General features: G+C 74.6%; 14 protein-coding genes and 1 pseudogene. 8 read left to right on the forward strand and 7 right to left on the reverse strand.

Annotated features, from left to right (window positions below; all coding sequences use genetic code 11):
• Positions 1–11: 11 nt before the first annotated feature.
• The 4 genes and pseudogenes from J3R08_RS02235 to J3R08_RS02250 all read right to left on the reverse strand — a co-directional run bounded on the left by J3R08_RS02235 (position 12) and on the right by J3R08_RS02250 (position 3,747).
• Positions 12–1,604 (reverse strand): DUF4139 domain-containing protein, encoded by a 1,593-nt coding sequence (locus J3R08_RS02235; protein WP_209959785.1) that lies wholly within the window; start codon positions 1,602–1,604, stop codon positions 12–14.
• Between the two features lie 36 nt (positions 1,605–1,640).
• Positions 1,641–1,880, reverse strand: a complete 240-nt coding sequence (locus tag J3R08_RS02240; protein ID WP_209959786.1) for a hypothetical protein — start codon at positions 1,878–1,880, stop codon at positions 1,641–1,643.
• A 136-nt stretch (positions 1,881–2,016) separates the two neighbouring features.
• A pseudogene (locus J3R08_RS31780) lies at positions 2,017–2,241 on the reverse strand (sigma factor); the annotation flags it as partial.
• Positions 2,242–2,328: 87 nt separating this feature from the next.
• Positions 2,329–3,747, reverse strand: a complete 1,419-nt coding sequence (locus tag J3R08_RS02250; RefSeq protein WP_064448592.1) for a PLP-dependent aminotransferase family protein — start codon at positions 3,745–3,747, stop codon at positions 2,329–2,331.
• 108 nt (positions 3,748–3,855) lie between these two features.
• Between J3R08_RS02250 and J3R08_RS02255 the strand changes: the two genes are divergently transcribed.
• Together J3R08_RS02255 and J3R08_RS02260 are read left to right on the forward strand one after the other, a co-directional pair.
• On the forward strand, positions 3,856–5,136 hold the full coding sequence (locus J3R08_RS02255; protein ID WP_069087845.1) for an MFS transporter: 1,281 nt from the start codon (positions 3,856–3,858) through the stop codon (positions 5,134–5,136).
• Between the two features lie 104 nt (positions 5,137–5,240).
• Entirely contained in the window at positions 5,241–5,582 is a 342-nt protein-coding gene (locus J3R08_RS02260) for an STAS domain-containing protein (protein WP_233607691.1), read from the forward strand.
• Here the strand turns inward: J3R08_RS02260 and J3R08_RS02265 are convergent.
• Entirely contained in the window at positions 5,562–6,830 is a 1,269-nt protein-coding gene (locus tag J3R08_RS02265; RefSeq protein WP_209959788.1) for a PP2C family protein-serine/threonine phosphatase, read from the reverse strand. The genes J3R08_RS02260 and J3R08_RS02265 overlap by 21 nt on opposite strands.
• Positions 6,831–7,035: 205 nt before the next feature.
• On the opposite strand from J3R08_RS02265, the gene J3R08_RS02270 reads away from it, so the two are divergent.
• Genes J3R08_RS02270 through J3R08_RS02290 form a run of 5 tightly spaced genes read left to right on the forward strand, consistent with a single transcriptional unit; the run spans position 7,036 to position 12,154 of the window.
• Complete coding sequence (locus tag J3R08_RS02270) at positions 7,036–8,634, forward strand: ABC transporter substrate-binding protein (protein ID WP_209959790.1); 1,599 nt, start codon at positions 7,036–7,038, stop codon at positions 8,632–8,634.
• Positions 8,631–9,623 (forward strand): ABC transporter permease, encoded by a 993-nt coding sequence (locus J3R08_RS02275; protein ID WP_280841770.1) that lies wholly within the window; start codon positions 8,631–8,633, stop codon positions 9,621–9,623. Before J3R08_RS02270 ends, J3R08_RS02275 begins: the two co-directional genes overlap by 4 nt.
• Positions 9,616–10,482 carry an ABC transporter permease gene (locus J3R08_RS02280; RefSeq protein WP_209959792.1) on the forward strand — a complete coding sequence of 289 codons (867 nt, stop codon included), beginning with the start codon at positions 9,616–9,618 and terminating at the stop codon, positions 10,480–10,482. The genes J3R08_RS02275 and J3R08_RS02280 overlap by 8 nt, the downstream gene beginning before the upstream one ends.
• Complete coding sequence (locus J3R08_RS02285; RefSeq protein WP_064448589.1) at positions 10,479–11,447, forward strand: ABC transporter ATP-binding protein; 969 nt, start codon at positions 10,479–10,481, stop codon at positions 11,445–11,447. Before J3R08_RS02280 ends, J3R08_RS02285 begins: the two co-directional genes overlap by 4 nt.
• Complete coding sequence (locus tag J3R08_RS02290) at positions 11,444–12,154, forward strand: ABC transporter ATP-binding protein (protein WP_064448588.1); 711 nt, start codon at positions 11,444–11,446, stop codon at positions 12,152–12,154. The genes J3R08_RS02285 and J3R08_RS02290 overlap by 4 nt, the downstream gene beginning before the upstream one ends.
• Before the next feature lie 7 nt (positions 12,155–12,161).
• Here the strand turns inward: J3R08_RS02290 and J3R08_RS02295 are convergent, their stop codons facing one another.
• Together J3R08_RS02295 and J3R08_RS02300 are read right to left on the reverse strand one after the other, a co-directional pair.
• Positions 12,162–12,602 (reverse strand): hypothetical protein, encoded by a 441-nt coding sequence (locus J3R08_RS02295; RefSeq protein ID WP_064448587.1) that lies wholly within the window; start codon positions 12,600–12,602, stop codon positions 12,162–12,164.
• 39 nt (positions 12,603–12,641) lie between these two features.
• On the reverse strand, positions 12,642–13,802 hold the full coding sequence (locus tag J3R08_RS02300) for a peptidoglycan DD-metalloendopeptidase family protein (RefSeq protein WP_209959794.1): 1,161 nt from the start codon (positions 13,800–13,802) through the stop codon (positions 12,642–12,644).
• 493 nt (positions 13,803–14,295) lie between these two features.
• Here J3R08_RS02300 and J3R08_RS02305 point away from each other — a divergent pair, with 493 nt between their 5' ends.
• The gene (locus J3R08_RS02305; protein WP_262419146.1) at positions 14,296–17,160 is read left to right on the forward strand and encodes an AAA family ATPase; all 2,865 of its coding nucleotides are present in this window, start codon (positions 14,296–14,298) and stop codon (positions 17,158–17,160) included.
• Positions 17,161–17,209 lie beyond the last annotated feature (49 nt).

The raw sequence follows: 17,209 nt of genomic DNA on the forward strand, positions 1-17,209 counted from the left end.
CCTGCGTGCGGCTACTCCCGCCAGCCGGTCAGCTCGACGCCCTTGGCCAGCTCCACCCGGAAGCCCAGCGCGATCTCGCCGCTCTCGCCCGGCGCGAGCGACAGCCGCCAGGTCAGCTCGCCCAGCTCCGTACGCTCGGCGGGCGGCGGCGTCAGCGTCGTCTCGCGTACCACCACGGACTCGTCCCGGGAAACCGGCAACTGGTCGCGCACCTCGACAGTGGCCGGGCGGGGCGTGTGGTTCGCGACAGTGATCCGGTACTCCATCTCCCGCCGCCGCGTCGACCCGAGCGTCGCCTTGCTCTCGGTACGCCGGTGCAGCTTCCGCTCCACCCGTACCCGGTCGTCGACCCCCAGCGCCAGCTCGGTCTCCTCGCCCGGCGCCCACATGGTCAACCGCGTCGCCGCGACGAAGTCCGCGCCGTGGAACACCGACGCCGGGCCGGGCAGCAGCGTGTGGTCGGACGTGTTGCGTACCGTCGCCCGCAGGTGCGCCTCGGCGGCGCGTACCGGCACGCTGACGTGGTCCAGCCGGGCCGGCAGCTCCAGCGCCGCGACCGTCACCCGGTGCGCGCTGCCGTCGGCCGGCACCGCCACCGGCCGGGCGGGCCGGTAGGTCGCCGCCGTGACGCCCTGCTCGACCTCGGCCACGCTCTCCCGCACGGCCGGCCGGACCGCCGCCGATCGGGCCACGCCGGCCCGGCCCGCCGGCGGCGCCGCGCCGGGCGCCGGGGGTGGCAACGTCCCGTCGAACGACGCGGCCGACACGGCCATCGGCGGCTGCGGGCGGAGCCGGTCGAGATACCAGGGCGACAATTCGGGTACGCCGCTCGCCGCCGCCGGGCGGGCGGTGGAGAGCAGGAGTTCGCACTCCGGCCAGTCCTCCCCGGTGCCCTGGCTGACCAGCCCGAACCACGTGACGGTCATGGTGTCGCCGACCAGCCGCAGGTCGTAGGAGGGGGTCCAGCGGGCGCCGTCCACCAGGTAGGTCAGCTCCAGCTCCACCTCGGCGTCGTCGGCGTCCACCGAGACCGACACCTCGGCGGCCAGCCGGTCCGGCGCCCGCTTGCCGCGCGCCGCCGCCAGCTCGCGGTCGACGGCGGCCAGCTCCTCCGCCAGGTCGGTGCGCCGCCGGGCCAGCCCGCGCCGCCGGGCCCGGGACTCGGCGAGCTGACCGGACACCGACTCGGTGAAGGCCGCCACGTCGGCCGGGGCCGCGTCGCCGGCGGCCAGGGCCCGGGCGTACGTGCCACCGGCGCGCTCGGCCAGCCGGGTGAGGAACTCGCCGCGCTGGGCCTCGATCGCGTCCGTGTCCTCGACCTCGGCCACCTCGTCGGCGAGTTCCCGCCGCCGCCGTTCCAGCTCGACGACCTGCGCGTCGGTGCTGCGGGCCTGCCGGTGGGCGGTCACGTCGACGCCGAGCACGGTGGCCGGGCCGTGACCGCCCACCCGGATCGAGTCCCGCCGCAGGCCCAGCGGGAGCGGCGCGACGCGTACCCGATGTTCCCCCGCGGCGAGCCGGAGACCACCCCGGCGGGTGACCCGCGCGCGGTCCGGGTAGACGGTCACACCGACGACTGGCGCATCGATCTCCACAGTGTTCACGGGCGCGAGGGTAGTTCAGCCGCGCCCACCTCGGGGCTACCCAAGGTGCAGCCGCTGGTCGACGGCGAGCGTCGCCAGTTCGCGCGCGGTGAACGGCAGCGGGGACGCGGATGTCTGCCTGTCGTACGCGCCCTGCGCCACGAAGACCACCATGCCGTCGGGGTGCCGGTAGGCCGCCCACTGGTCGAACCGGTCGTCCGCGCCGGGACGAACCACCACACCCACAGTCGCGTCGCCGACGGTCATCGGCTGGCACTCGCCCCCCATGCCCCCCATGCCCCAGAACGCGCGCGCCAGGCCACACGGTTCGGTCGGCAGCGGGTTCCCCGGTGTGTGCACCTCGGTGAGCAGGCGTCGCGGGCGCCGGTGGATCGGCGTCGGGCGTGCCCACCCGTTCCCGCCGCCACCAGCCCCGCCGCCGTTCGTCGAGGAAGGACCGGACGATGATCTGGCGCACGTAGGAGTCGAGCGCGTCGTGCCGGTCGACCCGGTTCCAGACCAGGTACAGCTTGGTGAACCCGGTCTGGACCAGGTCCTCCGCGCGGTGCCAGTCACCGCAGAGCAGATACGCGGTGGCGCGCATGGCGCGGTGCCTCGCCGAGAAGTACTCCGCGAACGCCGTGTCGCGATCACTCATCCGGACCTCCGATCAGATTCGGGATAGTCACGCCAGGTGGGGCTCCCGGGGTTGCTCGAAGCCCGGAGGAATCCGCGTCGCCGACGGTCAGCCGCGGAAGCTACGCGCGAGCAACCGGAGCCCGTCGGGCACGTCGGCGGTGCCGACGGCGCCGTAGCCGAGCACCAGACCGGTCGGGCCGGGCGGGCCCGCCCGGTAACCGGCGATCTCGCGTACCGTGACGCCGGCCTCCGCCGCCCGGGCGACGACTTCCGGCAGGTCGACGCCGGTCTCCGGGCGCAGCCGCGCGCACAGGTGCAGGCCCGCCGTGGACGGCACCGGGTCGAGCCAGTCGGCGAGGTCGGATCGCAACGCGGCGTCGATCAGGTCGCGCCGCTCGGCGTACACCCGGGTCGCCTTGCGGATGTGCCGGGCCAGTTCGCCGGAGTCGATGAACCGGGCCAGCGCGGCCTGAGTGGTGTGGTCGCCGTGCCAGTCGGTGAGCTGCCGGGCGGCCAGCAGCGCCGGGCGAAGCGACGCCGGGGCGACCAGGAAACCGAGGCGCAGCATGGGCAGCAGGGTCTTGGAGAACGTGCCGACGTAGACGACCTTCCCGGCCCGGTCCAGCGTCTGCAACGGGTCCAGCGGGCGGGCCGAGAAGCGGAACTCGGTGTCGTAGTCGTCCTCCACGACCACCGCGTCCCGGGCCGCCGCCCAGTCCAGCAGCGCCGCCCGGCGGGCCGGGGACATCCGGACGCCCAGCGGGAACTGGTGGGACGGGGTGACGTAGACCAGCCGCGCGTCGCCTGGTAGCGCGCGAACGTCGAGGCCCTGGTCGTCGACGGGCACCGGCACGACCCGCGCGCCGTGGCCGGCGAACAGCCGCCGGGCGGGCGGATAGCCGGGCTCCTCCACCGCCACCCGGTCGCCCGGTTCGAGCACCACCCGGGCGATCAGGTCCAACGCCTGCTGGGCGCCGTGGGTGACGACGACGTCCTCGGGCGCGGCCCGTACCGCGCGGGCGAGTCCCACGTAACGGGCGACGGCGGTACGCAGGCCCTGGTGCCCGGCCGGGTCGGCGTATCCGCCCCGGATCGTCGCGGTGCGCAGTTCCCCGGCGACCAGCCGCCGCCAGGTGGCCAGCGGGAACAGCCCGGTGTCCGGGGTGCCGGCCCGGAAGTCGTGGCCCGGTCGGGGCGCGGCGGTGGGGGCCGGCGCGGCGGACGCCCAGAACCCCCGCGGGCGTACGCCACCGGCCGGTGCCGGACGGGGCCGGGCGCGGGCGACCGGCTCGCCGGCGACGAACGTGCCCGCGCCGACCCGGGCGGTGAGCAGGCCCTCGGCGGTCAGCCGCTCGTAGGCGACGGCGACCGTGTTGCGGGAGACGTCGAGCCGCCGGGCCAGCTCGCGGCTGGGTGGCAACCGTTCGCCGGGCCGCAGCCGGCCGTCCAGGATCGCCTCCAGCAACTGCCTGTGGATCCGGGTGGCGCGGTCGCCGGGGCCGGCCAGGCTCACGTGTACGTCCACCGCGACGACCCTACATTGGCCCAATCGAATCGCCTGGAATCGGCGCTTCTGTGAGCCAATCCGCAGGTCTTGGATGGAGGAAGGAGCACGGCGAACGGGGGACGAGCAATGACCGATGTCGACACCGGCCGCCGGGTCCGGGTGCTGGCCCTGGCCCAGCTCGCCAACTCGGTGGGTGACGGCGCGTTCTACGCCTGCTCGGCGCTGTTCTTCATCCGGGTGGTCGGGTTGTCCCCGGCGCAGGTCGGGATCGCCCTCACCGTGGGCTGGTCGACGGGCATCCTCGCCGGGGTGCCCGCCGGCCAGCTGGCAGACCGCTACGGCGCGCGGCGGATGACAGTCGTCTTCGCCGTCGCCACCGCCGCCGCACTCAGCGGCTTCCTCGTGATCCGTTCCTTCCCGCTGTTCGTGCTGCTCGCATGTTGCTACGCCGCCTGCCAAGCCGGGCTCACCGCCAGCCGGCAGGCGCTGCTGGTCGGGCTGATCGAGCCCGCGCGGCGCACCGCGGTACGGGCCCGGTTGCAGTCGGTCTCGAACGCCGGCCTGGCCGCCGGGGCCGGGCTGGGCGCGCTCGTGCTCTGGGCGGACAGCCGCCCGGCGTACCTGTCCGCCTTCGCGCTCGACGCGGCGAGCTTCCTGGCCGCGGCCCTGCTGGTGCGCCGGCTGCCCGAGGCGGCGGCGCCGGTCCCGGCCGGACCCGAGCCGGGCCGGCTGGCCGTGCTGCGCGACCGCCCGTACGCGCTGATCACCCTGCTGAACGCGGTGATGTGCCTGAACATGCCGCTGCTCAGCCTGGCGTTGCCACTGTGGATCGCGGAACGGACCGACGCCCCGGCGCCGATGGGCGCGATCGTGCTCACCGTGAACATGCTGTGCGTGGTGCTGTGGCAGGTCCGGGTGGCCCGCCGGGTGACCGATCCGGGCACGGCGGCGCGGGCCAGCGGGCACGCCGGTTGGGTGCTGCTTGTCGCTTGCGGCGCGTACGCGGTCTCCGGGATGGTCGGCGGCGCGTGGGTGGCCTCGGCGGTGCTGCTGGGCGCGGCACTGGTGCAGGTGTTCGGCGAGATGGTGCAGGCGGCCAGCGGCTGGGAGGTCGGCTTCACCCTGGCCCGACCCGACCGGCAGGGGCAGTACCAGGGCTTCTTCGGCATGGCGCCGCAGCTCGCCCGGATGCTCGGCCCGGTGCTGCTGACCTCGCTGCTGCTCGGCTGGGGCACCCCGGGCTGGCTGGTGCTCGGCGGGCTGTTCGTGCTCGCCGGCCTGGCGATGCGGCCGGCGGTACGCCTCGCCGAGCGCCGCCGGGCCGCCGCCGAGGTGTGGATCCCCGCTCCGGTACCGGGCTCGACCGGCACTGAGGTGTCCTCCACCACGTCGCGGCGAGGCCGCTGAGCCGTCGCGCACCTACGGGAGGCGATCAGGGCGGATATCTGGCACGGTGGGTAGAAGTGTGGTGCCGTCGGCGGCGCGGTTGAGGGGGCGTGGTGGAGTTCTCGGTGACGACCCGGCAGGGGCGCGTCGGCCCGGTGATCGAGGTCGTCGGCGATCTGGACATGGCCAGCGCGCCTCAGCTGCGTGACCGGCTGCTCGAGGTGGTGGAGACCGGTGCGCGGACGGTGGTCGTCGACCTGACCCAGGTCGGATTCATGGATTCCAGCGGCTTGGGCGCGCTGGTGCTCGTCTACAAGAACCTGCGGGAGCGCGACGGCTGGCTCGGTCTGGCCGTCGTACGCCAGTCGATCCGCAACGTCTTCTCGATCACCTCGGTGGACCGCGTCGTCCCGCTCTTCGGCACGGTCCGCGAGGCCGAGGACGGCTCACCGACGGCGGTGCGCTGAGCGCTCCTCGTCCGGGCTGACGCGGGCGCTGTCCGCGCCGGCGGTGCTGCGGCGTGGCCCGTGGCCGCCGTACCAGTCGACGACGAGCAGCGTGGTGTCGTCGGCCAGAGCCGGCCCGGCGATCTCCAGCACCGCGTCGGACAGTGCCCGGACCGCCTCGCGGGGATGCAGGTGGGCGAGGCGGAGCAGGGCGGCGGCCAGGTCGAGGTCCGCGGCGTTGCGTTCGCGCATGCCGTCGGTGACCACCACCAGCCGGTCGCCGGGCAGCAGCGGTAGCTCCGCGCTGCGGTAGCTCTCGCCGGGGAACATCCCGAACGGAAAGTTGCCCGGCAGTTCCACGGGTACGACCCGGCCGTCCCGGACCAGCAGCGGCGGGACGTGCCCCGCATTCAGCAGCTCGCAGCGTCCGGTGGTCAGGTCGATACGGCCCAGCACGGCGGTGACGTACGCGCCGCGTACGTTGGCGTGCTCCGCGACCGCCCGGTTGGCCTCCTCGGCCTGCGCGACGAGACCGAGGCCGCGCCGGCGGGTGTTGCGCAGGCTGCCCACGCCGAGGGTGGCGGTGAGCGCGCTCGCCACGCCGTGGCCCATCGCGTCGGTGACGCTGAGGTGCAGCAGGTCCCGGGCCAGGCTGTAGTCGAAGGTGTCGCCGCCGACGCTCGCGGCGGGTTCCAGCCAGCCGGAGAGGGCGAAGGCGCCGGCCTCGCAGGTGAACGAGGCGGGCAGCAGGCGGCGCTGGATCTCGGCGGAGAGGGTGAACGGGGTGGTGCGCTGTCCCCACTCGAACAGGTCGGTGTGCCTGCGGTTGGCGATGACCACGAACGCCAGCGCGTGCGCGGTACGGGCGACCCAGTTCACCACGTCGCCGTCCGGCTCGTCGGGCAGGTCGATCTCCAGCAGGCCGATCGCCTCACCGCGGTCGGTGACCGGCGCCAGCACGGTCCACGTGCCGTCGCCGGGGACGACCTCGGGGGCCTGCTGACGGAGGGTGCGTTCGTAGGGCCCGCCGTCGAACGGGAGGACCTCGGCCTCCTCCTCGCCGTGGCGTCGCCCGGCGCCGCCGCCGTCCGGCTGGTGGGTCAGCCGCACCAGCGCGCGACCGCTGAGGTCGGCGATCAGCAGCGAGACGCCGCCCGCGTTCAGCGCCGTGGCGATGACGCCGGTGACGGCCTCGACCGCCTGCACCGGGGCGGCGTCCTCCGCCGACTGCAACATCCCGGTCAGCACCGCCTGCTCGCTGTCCTCCACCCCTTGAGCATATTCAGCGGGCAGCGCGGCCGCCTTGTGAGCGAGACCGGGGGCCGGCGGGTCACCGCCATCGACCGGCCGGTATTGCATATAGTTGGCAACTACAGAAGAGTGGCGGTAGCGGGCGCTCGGGCACGCGATGATCGATCCTCGCCGGAGCGCCCGCCCGGCTGCCATCCGCAGACGAGTGTTCGAGGGGTTGCCGGTGGCGATCAGACCCAAGCCCGTACGCGTGGCAGCGGTGCTCGCCGCCGCCCTGCTCGTCGTCGCCGGCTGCTCGTCACCCACGGCGTCGACCGGCGGCCCGGGCAACTCCGGCACGCTCGTGGTCGCCACCGCGGGCGAGCCGGACACGCTCAACCCGGTGCTCAACTACGGCGTCGACGGCGCGTCGCTGATCTTCGACGGGCTGGTCGCCCGGGACGCCCGCAACGACCTGGTGCCCGCCCTGGCCCGCGAGCTGCCCACCGTCTCGGCGGACGGGAAGACAGTCACCGCGAAGCTGCGCGAAGGCGTGCTGTTCCACGACGGCAGCCCGCTGACCGCGCAGGACGTGGTGTTCACCTACCAGGCGGTGCTCGACCCGGCCGTCGACTCCACGCTGCGGTCCGATCTGGACATGCTCGCCTCCGTCACCGCGCCCGACCCGGCGACGGTCGTGTTCACGCTGAAGTACGCGTACGCGCCGTTCCTGCAGCGGCTGGCGCTGGGGATCGTCCCGGCGAAGGCGTTCGCCGGGCAGGACATCAACAAGGCGACCTTCAACCGCAAGCCGGTCGGCACCGGCCCGTACCGGTTCACCTCCTGGACCCCGGGTGACCGGCTCGTGCTCGCGGCGAACGAGACGTACTGGGACGGCAAACCGGCGAACTCGGGCGTGGTGGTGGCGTTCGTCGCCGACGACAACGTCCGCGCCCAGCGGATGCGGGCCGGCGAGTTCGACGCGGCGGAGCTGGCGCCGAAGCTCGCCTCCGGCTTCGAGAGCCGCGACGGCTACCGGGTGCACAAGGTGCCGACCGCCGACTACCGGGGCGTCATGCTGCCGATGGGCAACCCGGTCACCGGCGACCCCGCGATCCGGAAGGCGCTGAACGTCGCGGTGGACCGGCAGGCCATGGTGACCGGCGTGCTCGGCGGCGCGGGGGAGCCCGCGTTCGGGCCGGTGCCGCCCACGTCGGAGTACGCCGAGCCGACGATCGCCGGCAAGCCCGGCGCCGACGTCGCCGCCGCCACGGCGGAGCTGGACGCCGCCGGGTGGAAGCCCGGCCCGGACGGCATCCGGGTCAAGGACGGGCGGCAGGCCGCGTTCACGATCCTGTACCCGGCCACCGACAGCCTGCGCAAGGAACTCGCACTGGCCGTCACCGCCGACGCGAAGAAGGTCGGCATCACTGTCACCCCGGAGGGCCTGACCTGGGACGCGATCACGCCGCGGATGAAGCGCGACGCGCTGATCATGGGCTACGGCACGCCGTACGATCCGGACTTCGTCTCCTACAAGCTGTTCAGCTCGGCCTTCGCCGGGCAGGGCTTCTTCAACCCCGGCTCGTACCGCTCGGCGGTCACCGACGCCGCGTTGCAGGCCGGCCGGGACAACACCGACCCGGCCGCCCGTAAGGCCGCGTACGCCACGTTCCAGAAGCAGCTCGCCGCCGACGTGCCGTGGGTGTTCCTCACCTACCTCCAGCACACCTACGTGCTGAAGGACGCCGTGACCGGGGTGACGCCGCGGGTCGAGCCGCACGAGCACGACGTCGCCAACAGCATCTGGTGGAACGTGCACACCTGGACGAAGGAATCGTGACCGGCCGACGGCGGCTGGCCGGGGCGGGCACTGTGGTCCGGCGGCGGCTGCTGGTCGCCGTGCCGGTGCTGGCCGCCACCAGCATGGGCATGTTCGCCCTCGGCGCCGCCTCCCCGATCGACCCGGCCCAGCAGTACGCGGGCGCGGCGGCGTTCACCACCAGCGAGGAGAACCTGGCGCAGATCCGCGCCAACTGGGGTGTGGACGACCCGCTGCCGGTGCAGTACGCCCGCTGGCTCGGCAACCTGCTGCGCGGCGACCTGGGCTGGTCCACGAGCCGGCACGAGCCGGTCACCTCGGTGCTGGCGTCCCGGGCCGGATGGACGCTGCTGCTCGTCGGCACCGCGCTGGCCCTGGTGCTGGTGGCGAGCGTGCTGCTGGGCACGCTGGCCGCGTACCGCCGTGGCGGCTGGTTCGACCGGGCGCTGCGCGCCGTCGCGTACGCCGTGCAGTCCATGCCGGTGTTCTGGATCGGCCTCGCGGCGATCGCCGTGTTCGCGCTCAGCCTCGGCTGGCTGCCCGCCGGCGGGCTCACCGACATCACCGCCACGAGCACCGACCCGGCCGACGTGGCCCGGCACCTGGTGCTGCCGGTGACGGTGCTGGCGATCTCCCAGGCCCCGTGGTTCGTCCTGTTCGTCCGTGACGCGGTCGCCGAGAGCCTGCGCGACGACCACGTCCTGGCCGCCCGCGCCCGGGGACTGCCCGGCCGGGTCGTCCTGTTCGGACACGCGCTGCGTACCGCGTTGCTGCCGTTCCTCACCCTGGTCGGCACGCACCTGCCCGAACTCGTCGGCGGCGCGGTCCTGGTGGAGACCGTGTTCTCGCTGCCCGGCCTCGGCGCGGTCACCGTCGAGGCGGCGCTGGGCGCCGACTTCCCGCTGCTCGCGGCCACCACCCTGGCCACCGCCGTCGTGGTGCTGACCGCGAACCTGCTCACCGACCTCGCCTACGCCGCCGCCGACCCCCGGGTACGCCTCGATGACTGACCTCGCCCTCCCCGCGCGCGTCCGGCGCCTGCGCCGCCCCGGCAGCGTGGGCACGACTGTCGCCGTCGTGGTGCTCGCCGGTGTGGTGGCCGCCGCGCTGCTCGCCCCGGTCCTGTGGCCGCTGGACCAGAGCGCCGTCGACCTCTCCCGTACCCGGCTCGCGCCGTCGGCCGACAACCTGGCCGGCACCGACGACCTCGGTCGCGACGTGGCGTTGCGCAGCCTCTACGGCCTGCGCGTCTCGCTGCTTGTCGGCGCGGTCGCGGCGCTCGTCGCCGCAGTCATCGGCGGGCTGGTCGGCGCGCTCGCCGGCAGCGTCGGCGGCTGGGTCGACCGGGCGCTGATGCGCGTCGTGGACACCGTCGCCGCGCTGCCGCACCTGCTGCTGGGCATCTTCATCGTGGCGATGCTGCGCCCCAGCCTGGGCGCGGTGATCGCGTCCATCGCGCTGACGCACTGGCTGTCCACCGCCCGGATCGTCCGCTCCGAGCTGCTCAGCCTGCGCAACCGGCCGTTCGTGGACGCCGCCATCTCCGGCGGCGCGAGCCGGGCCCGGGTGCTCACCCGGCACCTGCTGCCGCACGTGCTGCCGCGCCTGGCGCTGGCGACAACGCTGATGGTGCCGCACGCCGTCTGGCACGAGACCGCGCTGTCCTTCCTCGGCCTCGGCCTGCCGCCGCACCTCGCCTCGATCGGCAACATGATCAACGACGGGCAGCGGTCGCTGCTCACCGGCGCCTGGTGGGCCAGCATCGTCCCCGGCCTCCTGCTCGTGGCGGCCACGCTGGCGCTCGCCGTGCTCACCGGCCGGTGGCGCGACCGCCTCGACCCGCGCGTACGGGCGGAGCTGCAGCTGTGACCGCCCCGGCGCTGCTGACCGTCGACGGGCTGACCGTCCGCTTCCGGCTGCGTGACGCGCTCGTGCACGCCGTCACCGACCTCAGCCTCACGCTGCGGCCCGGCGAGCTGCTGGCGGTGGTCGGCGAGTCCGGGTGCGGCAAGTCCGTCCTCGCGCACGCCCTGCTCGGCCTGCTGCCGCGCAACGCCACAGTCACCGGGCACGCCCGCCTGCGCGCGCCGGGACGCGACGACGTCGACCTGATCGGCGCGGGGGAGCGGCACCTCGCCCGGCACGTACGTGGCCGGGGCGTCGGGCTGGTCCCGCAGAGTCCCGCCACCGCGCTCACCCCGGTGCGTACCGGGCGGAAGCTGCTGGAGGAGACGCTGCGCGCGCACGGGCACACCCGGCGTGACGCGCCGGCCGCCGCCGACCGGATCGCCGCCGACGTCGGCCTCGACCCGGCCGATCTGGACCGGTACCCGCACGAACTGTCCGGCGGCATGGCCCAGCGGCTCGCCACCGCGCTGGCGCTCGCACCCGACCCGCCGGTGCTGCTCGCCGACGAACCCACCACCGGCCTGGACCGGCCGCTCGTCGACCACACGCTGGACCTGCTGCGCCGCCGCTGCGACACCGGCGCGGCCGTCCTGCTCATCACGCACGACCTGGCCGCCGCGCGCCGCGTCGCGGACACCGTGGCCGTGATGTACGCCAGCCGGATCGTCGAGCACCGCCCCACCGGGGCGCTGTTCGACGCCCCGGCCCACCCGTACACCGCCGGGCTGCTCGACGCGCTGCCCGACCGCGCGTTCGTGCCGGTACCCGGCCACCCGCCGGCGCTCACCGACCTGCCCGGCGGCTGCGCCTTCGCCCCGCGTTGCGCCCGCGCCACCGACACCTGCGCGACAGTGCCCCGCCTCGACGCCGAGGGCGCGGGCCGGGTCGCCTGCCACCATCCGCTGCGCGAGGAGGTACCGGCATGACGGTCACGGTTCCGGACGCCACCGACGCCGTCGCCCCGGGCGCCGCGCCGGCCGCCGGGCTCGCCGCGCACCAGGTCTCCGTCGCGTACGGCCGGCAGCGCGTCCTCGACCGGGTCGACCTGCGCATCGCCCCCGGCGAGACGGTCGGGCTACGTGGACCGTCTGGTAGCGGCAAGTCCACACTCGCCCGCGTCCTCGCCCTGCTGCACGCACCGGACAGCGGGCACCTCACGCTCGACGGGAGTCCCGTCCGGGGCGCCCGGCACCGGCTGCCCGCCTCCGTCCGCACGCGTGTCGCGATCCTGTTCCAGAGCCCGCGCGCTGCCACCGACCCGCGGCTCAGCCTCGCCGACATCGTCGCCGAGCCGCTACGTGCCACCGGCACGCCGCGCGAGCAGGCCGCCGCCCGTACGGCGGAACTGGCCGACCTGGTCGGGCTGACAACCGACCTGCTGACCCGCCGCCCGCACGCGGTCAGCGACGGGCAGCTGCAGCGCGCCTGCCTCGCCCGCGCCCTGGTGCACCGGCCGGACTACCTGCTCTGCGACGAGGCCACCGCGATGCTCGACGCCTCCACCCAGGCGCACGTCGCCGCCGTCATCGGCGACTACCAGCGCCGGCAGGGCGCCGGGGTCCTGGTCATCACCCACGACCCGGCGCTCATGGCCCGCTGGGCCACCCGGGTGGTGGACCTGCCGGCGGCGTGACGTCGCGTCACTCCCGCACCGGGCGGCGTACGGTGCCCAGCGCCCCGGCGACGACGGTCCCGAATCCGACCGCCATGAGCGGCATCCCCATCTCGAACGGCAGCTCACCGACCCAGTTGATGCTGTCGCGCTCGGGCAGCGCGCCCAGGCTCACCGCGACCACCGCGCCGGCGAGGAACATCCCGGCCACCGCCGCGCCGACCGAGAGCTTGGCGCACGCCACGCTCCGCCCGGCCCAGAGGCCGGCCAGGACGGCAATCGCCAGGGCCACCACGACCAGCCAGGTCCAGCCGCCCTCGGTCTCCAGATAGGCCCAGCCCGAGTACGACCACTGGTGCATGCGGCTGGCGCGGAACCACGGGACCAGGTAGCCGAGCAGCGCGGTGGCGCTGCCGACCAGGAGCAGCACGTCGGGGGCCGGGCGGTACCAGCGAGGGGAGTCGTCCATGCGTCCGGAAGGTAGCAGTGCCATGATCCACGCGCAGGGTCAGCACCAGCCGTTTACCGGCCCGTTGACACCGGTGGAGAGGTAGGCGTCGGACACCCAGCTGCCGTCGCTGAGCCGGTCCCACAGCGCCGTGGTGCCGTAGCGGCCGGTGTGCGAGGTGCCGTTGGCGGAGCAGGAGACGGTGACGGTGGCGCCGTCGGCGACCGACCCGAGGACGCCGTACCCGGTGCCCGGTCCGGAGCGCCGGGTCAGCGTGCCGCCGCCGTTGGCGTCGACGACTCCCTGGTTGAAGCCGAGCGCGCCGTAGTTGTAGACGCCGCCGCCCGCGCCGACGTAGGCGGCCCCGTGCCGGGCGCCGCCCTGGTACGCCGCCGCGCCGCTGACGAAGTCCCACTTGCCGATGCCGTGCCCGGCGATCGGGACGTACGCCGAGTTCTGTCGCAGTCCGAAGTGCACGTGCCGGCCGGTGGCGGAGCCGCCGCAGGTGACATCGGTGCCGGTGTTGCCCAGGAACGCGCCCTGGGCGACGCCCGCGCCGTTGACGGAGATGCTGTTCCACAGGTGGTAGTAGTCCGTCGAGTAGCCCCGGTCGTGGATGACCCGGATCCAGCCGGTGCACATCGTGTACGCGGTGCCGGCTCGGGCGGCGCGGACGACCTGGTCGCCGCCGGCGAGGTCGACCGAACTCCACGGCGCGGCGGCGCCGCCCCAGCCGTGCGGCCCGGAGGTGAGCGTCCACGTCTGCCCGACCGCGAACGGCAGCGCCATGCCGGTACGGAAGTCGCCGCCCGCGTACGTCGGTGTGACGGGCGTGGTGAAGACGGCCTTCTCGGTCTCGCTCACCAGCGGCGACGCGGCGGCCAGGTCGCCGAACGCGGCCTCCCCGTCGAACGCGACGGTCCAGCCTCTGGCGTCGGCCCGGGCGAGGAAGACCGAGCCGGTGGGGTGCGCGTCGGCGGACCGGTCCGCCGGCAGCACCGCGGTGCCGAAGGCCCACCGGCCGTTCGTGCGGGTGACGCTGATCCGGGCCTGCTGCGCGTCCGCCGTACGGGCGGCGGCGTCGGCCGAGCCGAGAAGCTTCGCGGTCACGGCGTCGGCGACGGGGCCGGGTGCCGGGCGGGGAGCGGCGGTCGCGGGTGCCGGGGCTGTTGCCCAGGCGCCGATGGCCGCCAGGGCGCAGGAGAGCATGAGCCGTCGCATGGAGCCTCCTTATCGACATGTCTCACTGAATGGAGGCTATCGACGGTGGTGAAAGTTGTCTACGACTATCGATGTGATGGTGAAGGATCTATGCATCGGGGGTACCCGGAAGTGGATCTTCCGGGTGGCGGGGTTCCGAGGCCGGCGCTGTCGCGCGCGGCTCGACGGCGCGGCATCCGTTTCCGGTCGCCATTTCTGATCCGCCTTCAAAGATTGGCGGAAGTGACAATGCCGGCCGACGGTGGAGTAGAGATTTGACCGCTTCGGGTAGTTCGCGCGGCCGCACGTAATCGTAGTGATGTCGGTATCGTTCCACCATTGTGGTGACCAGTCCCTTTCTGTGGGTTGTGGTGCGATGTCGGAAAGAATCGGCGTTCCGACATCCGGTGAAACAAAGGCCTGCCGTATTCGAGATCTTCGACATCTTCCGATGCTCCCGACGGTATAGTGCGACCATCCCCTATGGAGTGCCGGAAAGCGTCTGATCTGCGTGATGACACCTGGGCTGGAAAATGCGCCAACGGGCCCGTGCTTCGTCGGGCGGGGAGCACAGTTGGCGCGTATCGGAAAAGCCCAGGCCGCCGCGCTCGGCCACGGCCGGCAGATGGTCTGCGAAGTGGTCGGAGAGCCGGGCATCGGCAAGACCCGCTTCGTCCGCGAGGCCCTGGAACGATGCGCCCCCACGGTCCCGTGGGCCGTCGGGACGTGCGCGCCGGACGAGCGAGGAGTTCCCTTCCATGTGTTCCGGCACGCCCTCACGAAGGGCCAGCCACCCCGCCGCGGACTGCGTGCCGGGCGACCCGCACCGACCTGGGCGGAGCCCGCTGGCGCGGTGCCACCGGCGTCGGACGCCCGGCGGTTCCGGACCTACCAGGCGGCCCGCCGGCTGATCGGCCTGGCCGCCCGGGACGGACTGGTGCTGGTCCTCGACGACCTGCACTGGGCGGACGCCTCCTCCACCGGCCTGATCGCCCACCTCCTGAGGTATCCGGTGCCCGCGCCGCTGCTGCTCGTGCTCGTCTACCGCCCGCGCCAGATGGCGACCCCGATGCCGTTCGGCCCACCGGAATCCGACGAGAACGCCGATCCGGAACCGACGTCCCGCGACCGGATCGAACTCCGCCCGCTCGGCCTCGCCGAGGTCGCGCTCCTGCACCCCCACGTCGACCAGGCGGAGCTGCGAGCCCGGTACGACCTGACCGGCGGCAACCCCGGCTACCTGGCGGCGCTCCCGGCCGGCCCCGCTCCGGCCGCCGCCGACCCGCTCCGGGAGGCGCCTGGTGTTCGGCTGCCCGACGCGGCGGTGGCCGTGCTGCGCCGTGAGTGGGCCGACCTGCCGTCCGTCGAACTGGCCTGCCTGCGAGCCGGAGCGATAGTGGATGCGCCCTTCGCCCCGGACCTGCTGGCCGAGGTCGCGCAGGTGCCGGCGGCACTGGCGGTCGCGGCCGGCTGGCGGTTGGCCCGGCTCGACCTGATCCGCCGCGTCCCCGGCACCGGACGCTTCGCCTTCCGGCACCCGGTGCTGCGGATGGCGGTCGCCCAGGACACCGACCCGGCCTGGCGGGTGGACGCCTGCGCGCGAGCGCTCACCGCGCTCGTCGACCTGGGCGCGCCAGCCGCGGACCGGGCCCGCTACGCCGAGCGCCTGCTCGCCCTGCCGAACGGCCGCTGGGCCGGACGCTGCGTCGACGTGCTCTCCCGGGCCGCCCAGGAGATCCGGCGCGAGACACCGGACCTGGCCATCCGCTGGCTGCGGCTGGCGTTGCGGGCGCTGCGGCCGACGGCCGGTGAAGCCCAACGTCGCCGCGACGTGTCACTCGCGCTGGCCCAGGTCACCGGCGAGGCGGGCGACCTGGCCGAGAGCCGGGCACTGCTCCAGGAGATCGTGCCGCTGTTCCCGGCCGACCCGGAGGGACGACGGGCCCAGGCGGTAGCCCTGTGGGCGCGCGTGGAACGCCTGCTCGGCAACTACGCGGAGGCGGTGGCGATCAGCCGGCGCGAGCTGGCCGCGCTGCCGGCCGGCACCGGGCCCGCCGGCGGCTACCGGCTCGCCACCGAGATCGGCGTCGCCGGCATCCTGGCCGGCCGTCCCGTGGCCGGGCTGCCCGACGCGTTCACCGCGGATCCCGGCGGCCCGGGCGTGGACCGGGCCGGCCTCCTGGCCGTACGCGGCCTGGCCGCCGTGCACGACGGCGCGCTCGACGACGCCCGTGGGCTGCTCGACGCCGGCGCCCGGATCGTCGACTCGCTGCCGGACCGGGACCTGCGGGACCACCCCGACTGCCTCACCGCGCTCGGCCTGACCGAGCTGTACCTCGAACGGCAGGCCGACGCGGTGCGGCACCTCGACCGCGGGCTGACGCTCGTCCGCGCCTCGCACCGCGACGACGGGTTGTGTCAGCTTCTGCTCGCGCGCACCGAGGTGGCGTACCACGCCGGCCGGCTGAGCACGGCCATCGGACTGGCCACCGAGGCCGGCATCGTCGCCCGGCGCATCGGCAGCCGCCACCTGCTGAGCTTCGCCCTGGCGTTCGAGGCGGAGGCGACCGCCTGGCGTGGCGGTCCTCGGGACGACGACCGGGCGGTGGCGCTGGCCCGCAGCGCCGTCGGAATCGCCACCGACCCCGCCACCTGGTGCGGTCGTACCGCCGCGACCGCGCTGGCGACGGCGGCGCTGCTGGCCGGTGATCCGGCGACCTGTGCCGAACTGGTGCGCTCGGCCGGCGGCGACAGCCGGCTCAGCCGCCTCCAGACCACCCTCCGTCCGATGTGGCACGAGCTGCTCTGCGCCGCCGCGCTCGCCGCGGGCGAGGTGGACGACGCCGAGCGGCAGGCCCGGCAGGCGATGGCCGAGGCGGAGCAGGTGGGCCTGCCGGGGCAGCGGGGCTTCGCCGAGTCGGCGTACGGCGAGGTGCTGCTCGCCCGCGGCGAGGTCCCGGCGGCGCAGCTCCACCTGGAGACCGCTGCCGACCTGTTCCGCTCCGGCGGCATGGCGCTGCGGCGCAGCCTCGCGCTGGCCTCCCTGGCCCGGGCGGCCGAAGCCGCGGACCAGCCCGGCCCGGCGGCGCGGGCCCGCCGCCGGGCGCTGGAACTGGCCGGGTGGTGCGGTACGGAACGGGTCGCCCTGCGACTGGCGCGTCCGGTCGGCCCGCGCGAGGCCGCCGCGCTGACCGACCGGGAATGGCACATCGCGCGGCTGGCGACGACCGGAGTCACCAGCCGGCTGATCGGGCGGCAGCTCAACATCAGCCCGCGCACGGTGGAAGCGCACCTGACCCGGATCTACCGCAAAGCGGGCGTCGCGTCCCGGTCGGGCCTGGTCGCCTGGGTCGCCCGGCTCGACGACACCGATCGGTGACCGCTGTCCGGGCCGGATGACATCGTTCCGTGCAACGCCCGCGGACCGG

It is taken from the genome of Micromonospora sp. HB375 (assembly GCF_017872985.1).
GTDB lineage: Bacteria > Actinomycetota > Actinomycetes > Mycobacteriales > Micromonosporaceae > Micromonospora > Micromonospora chalcea.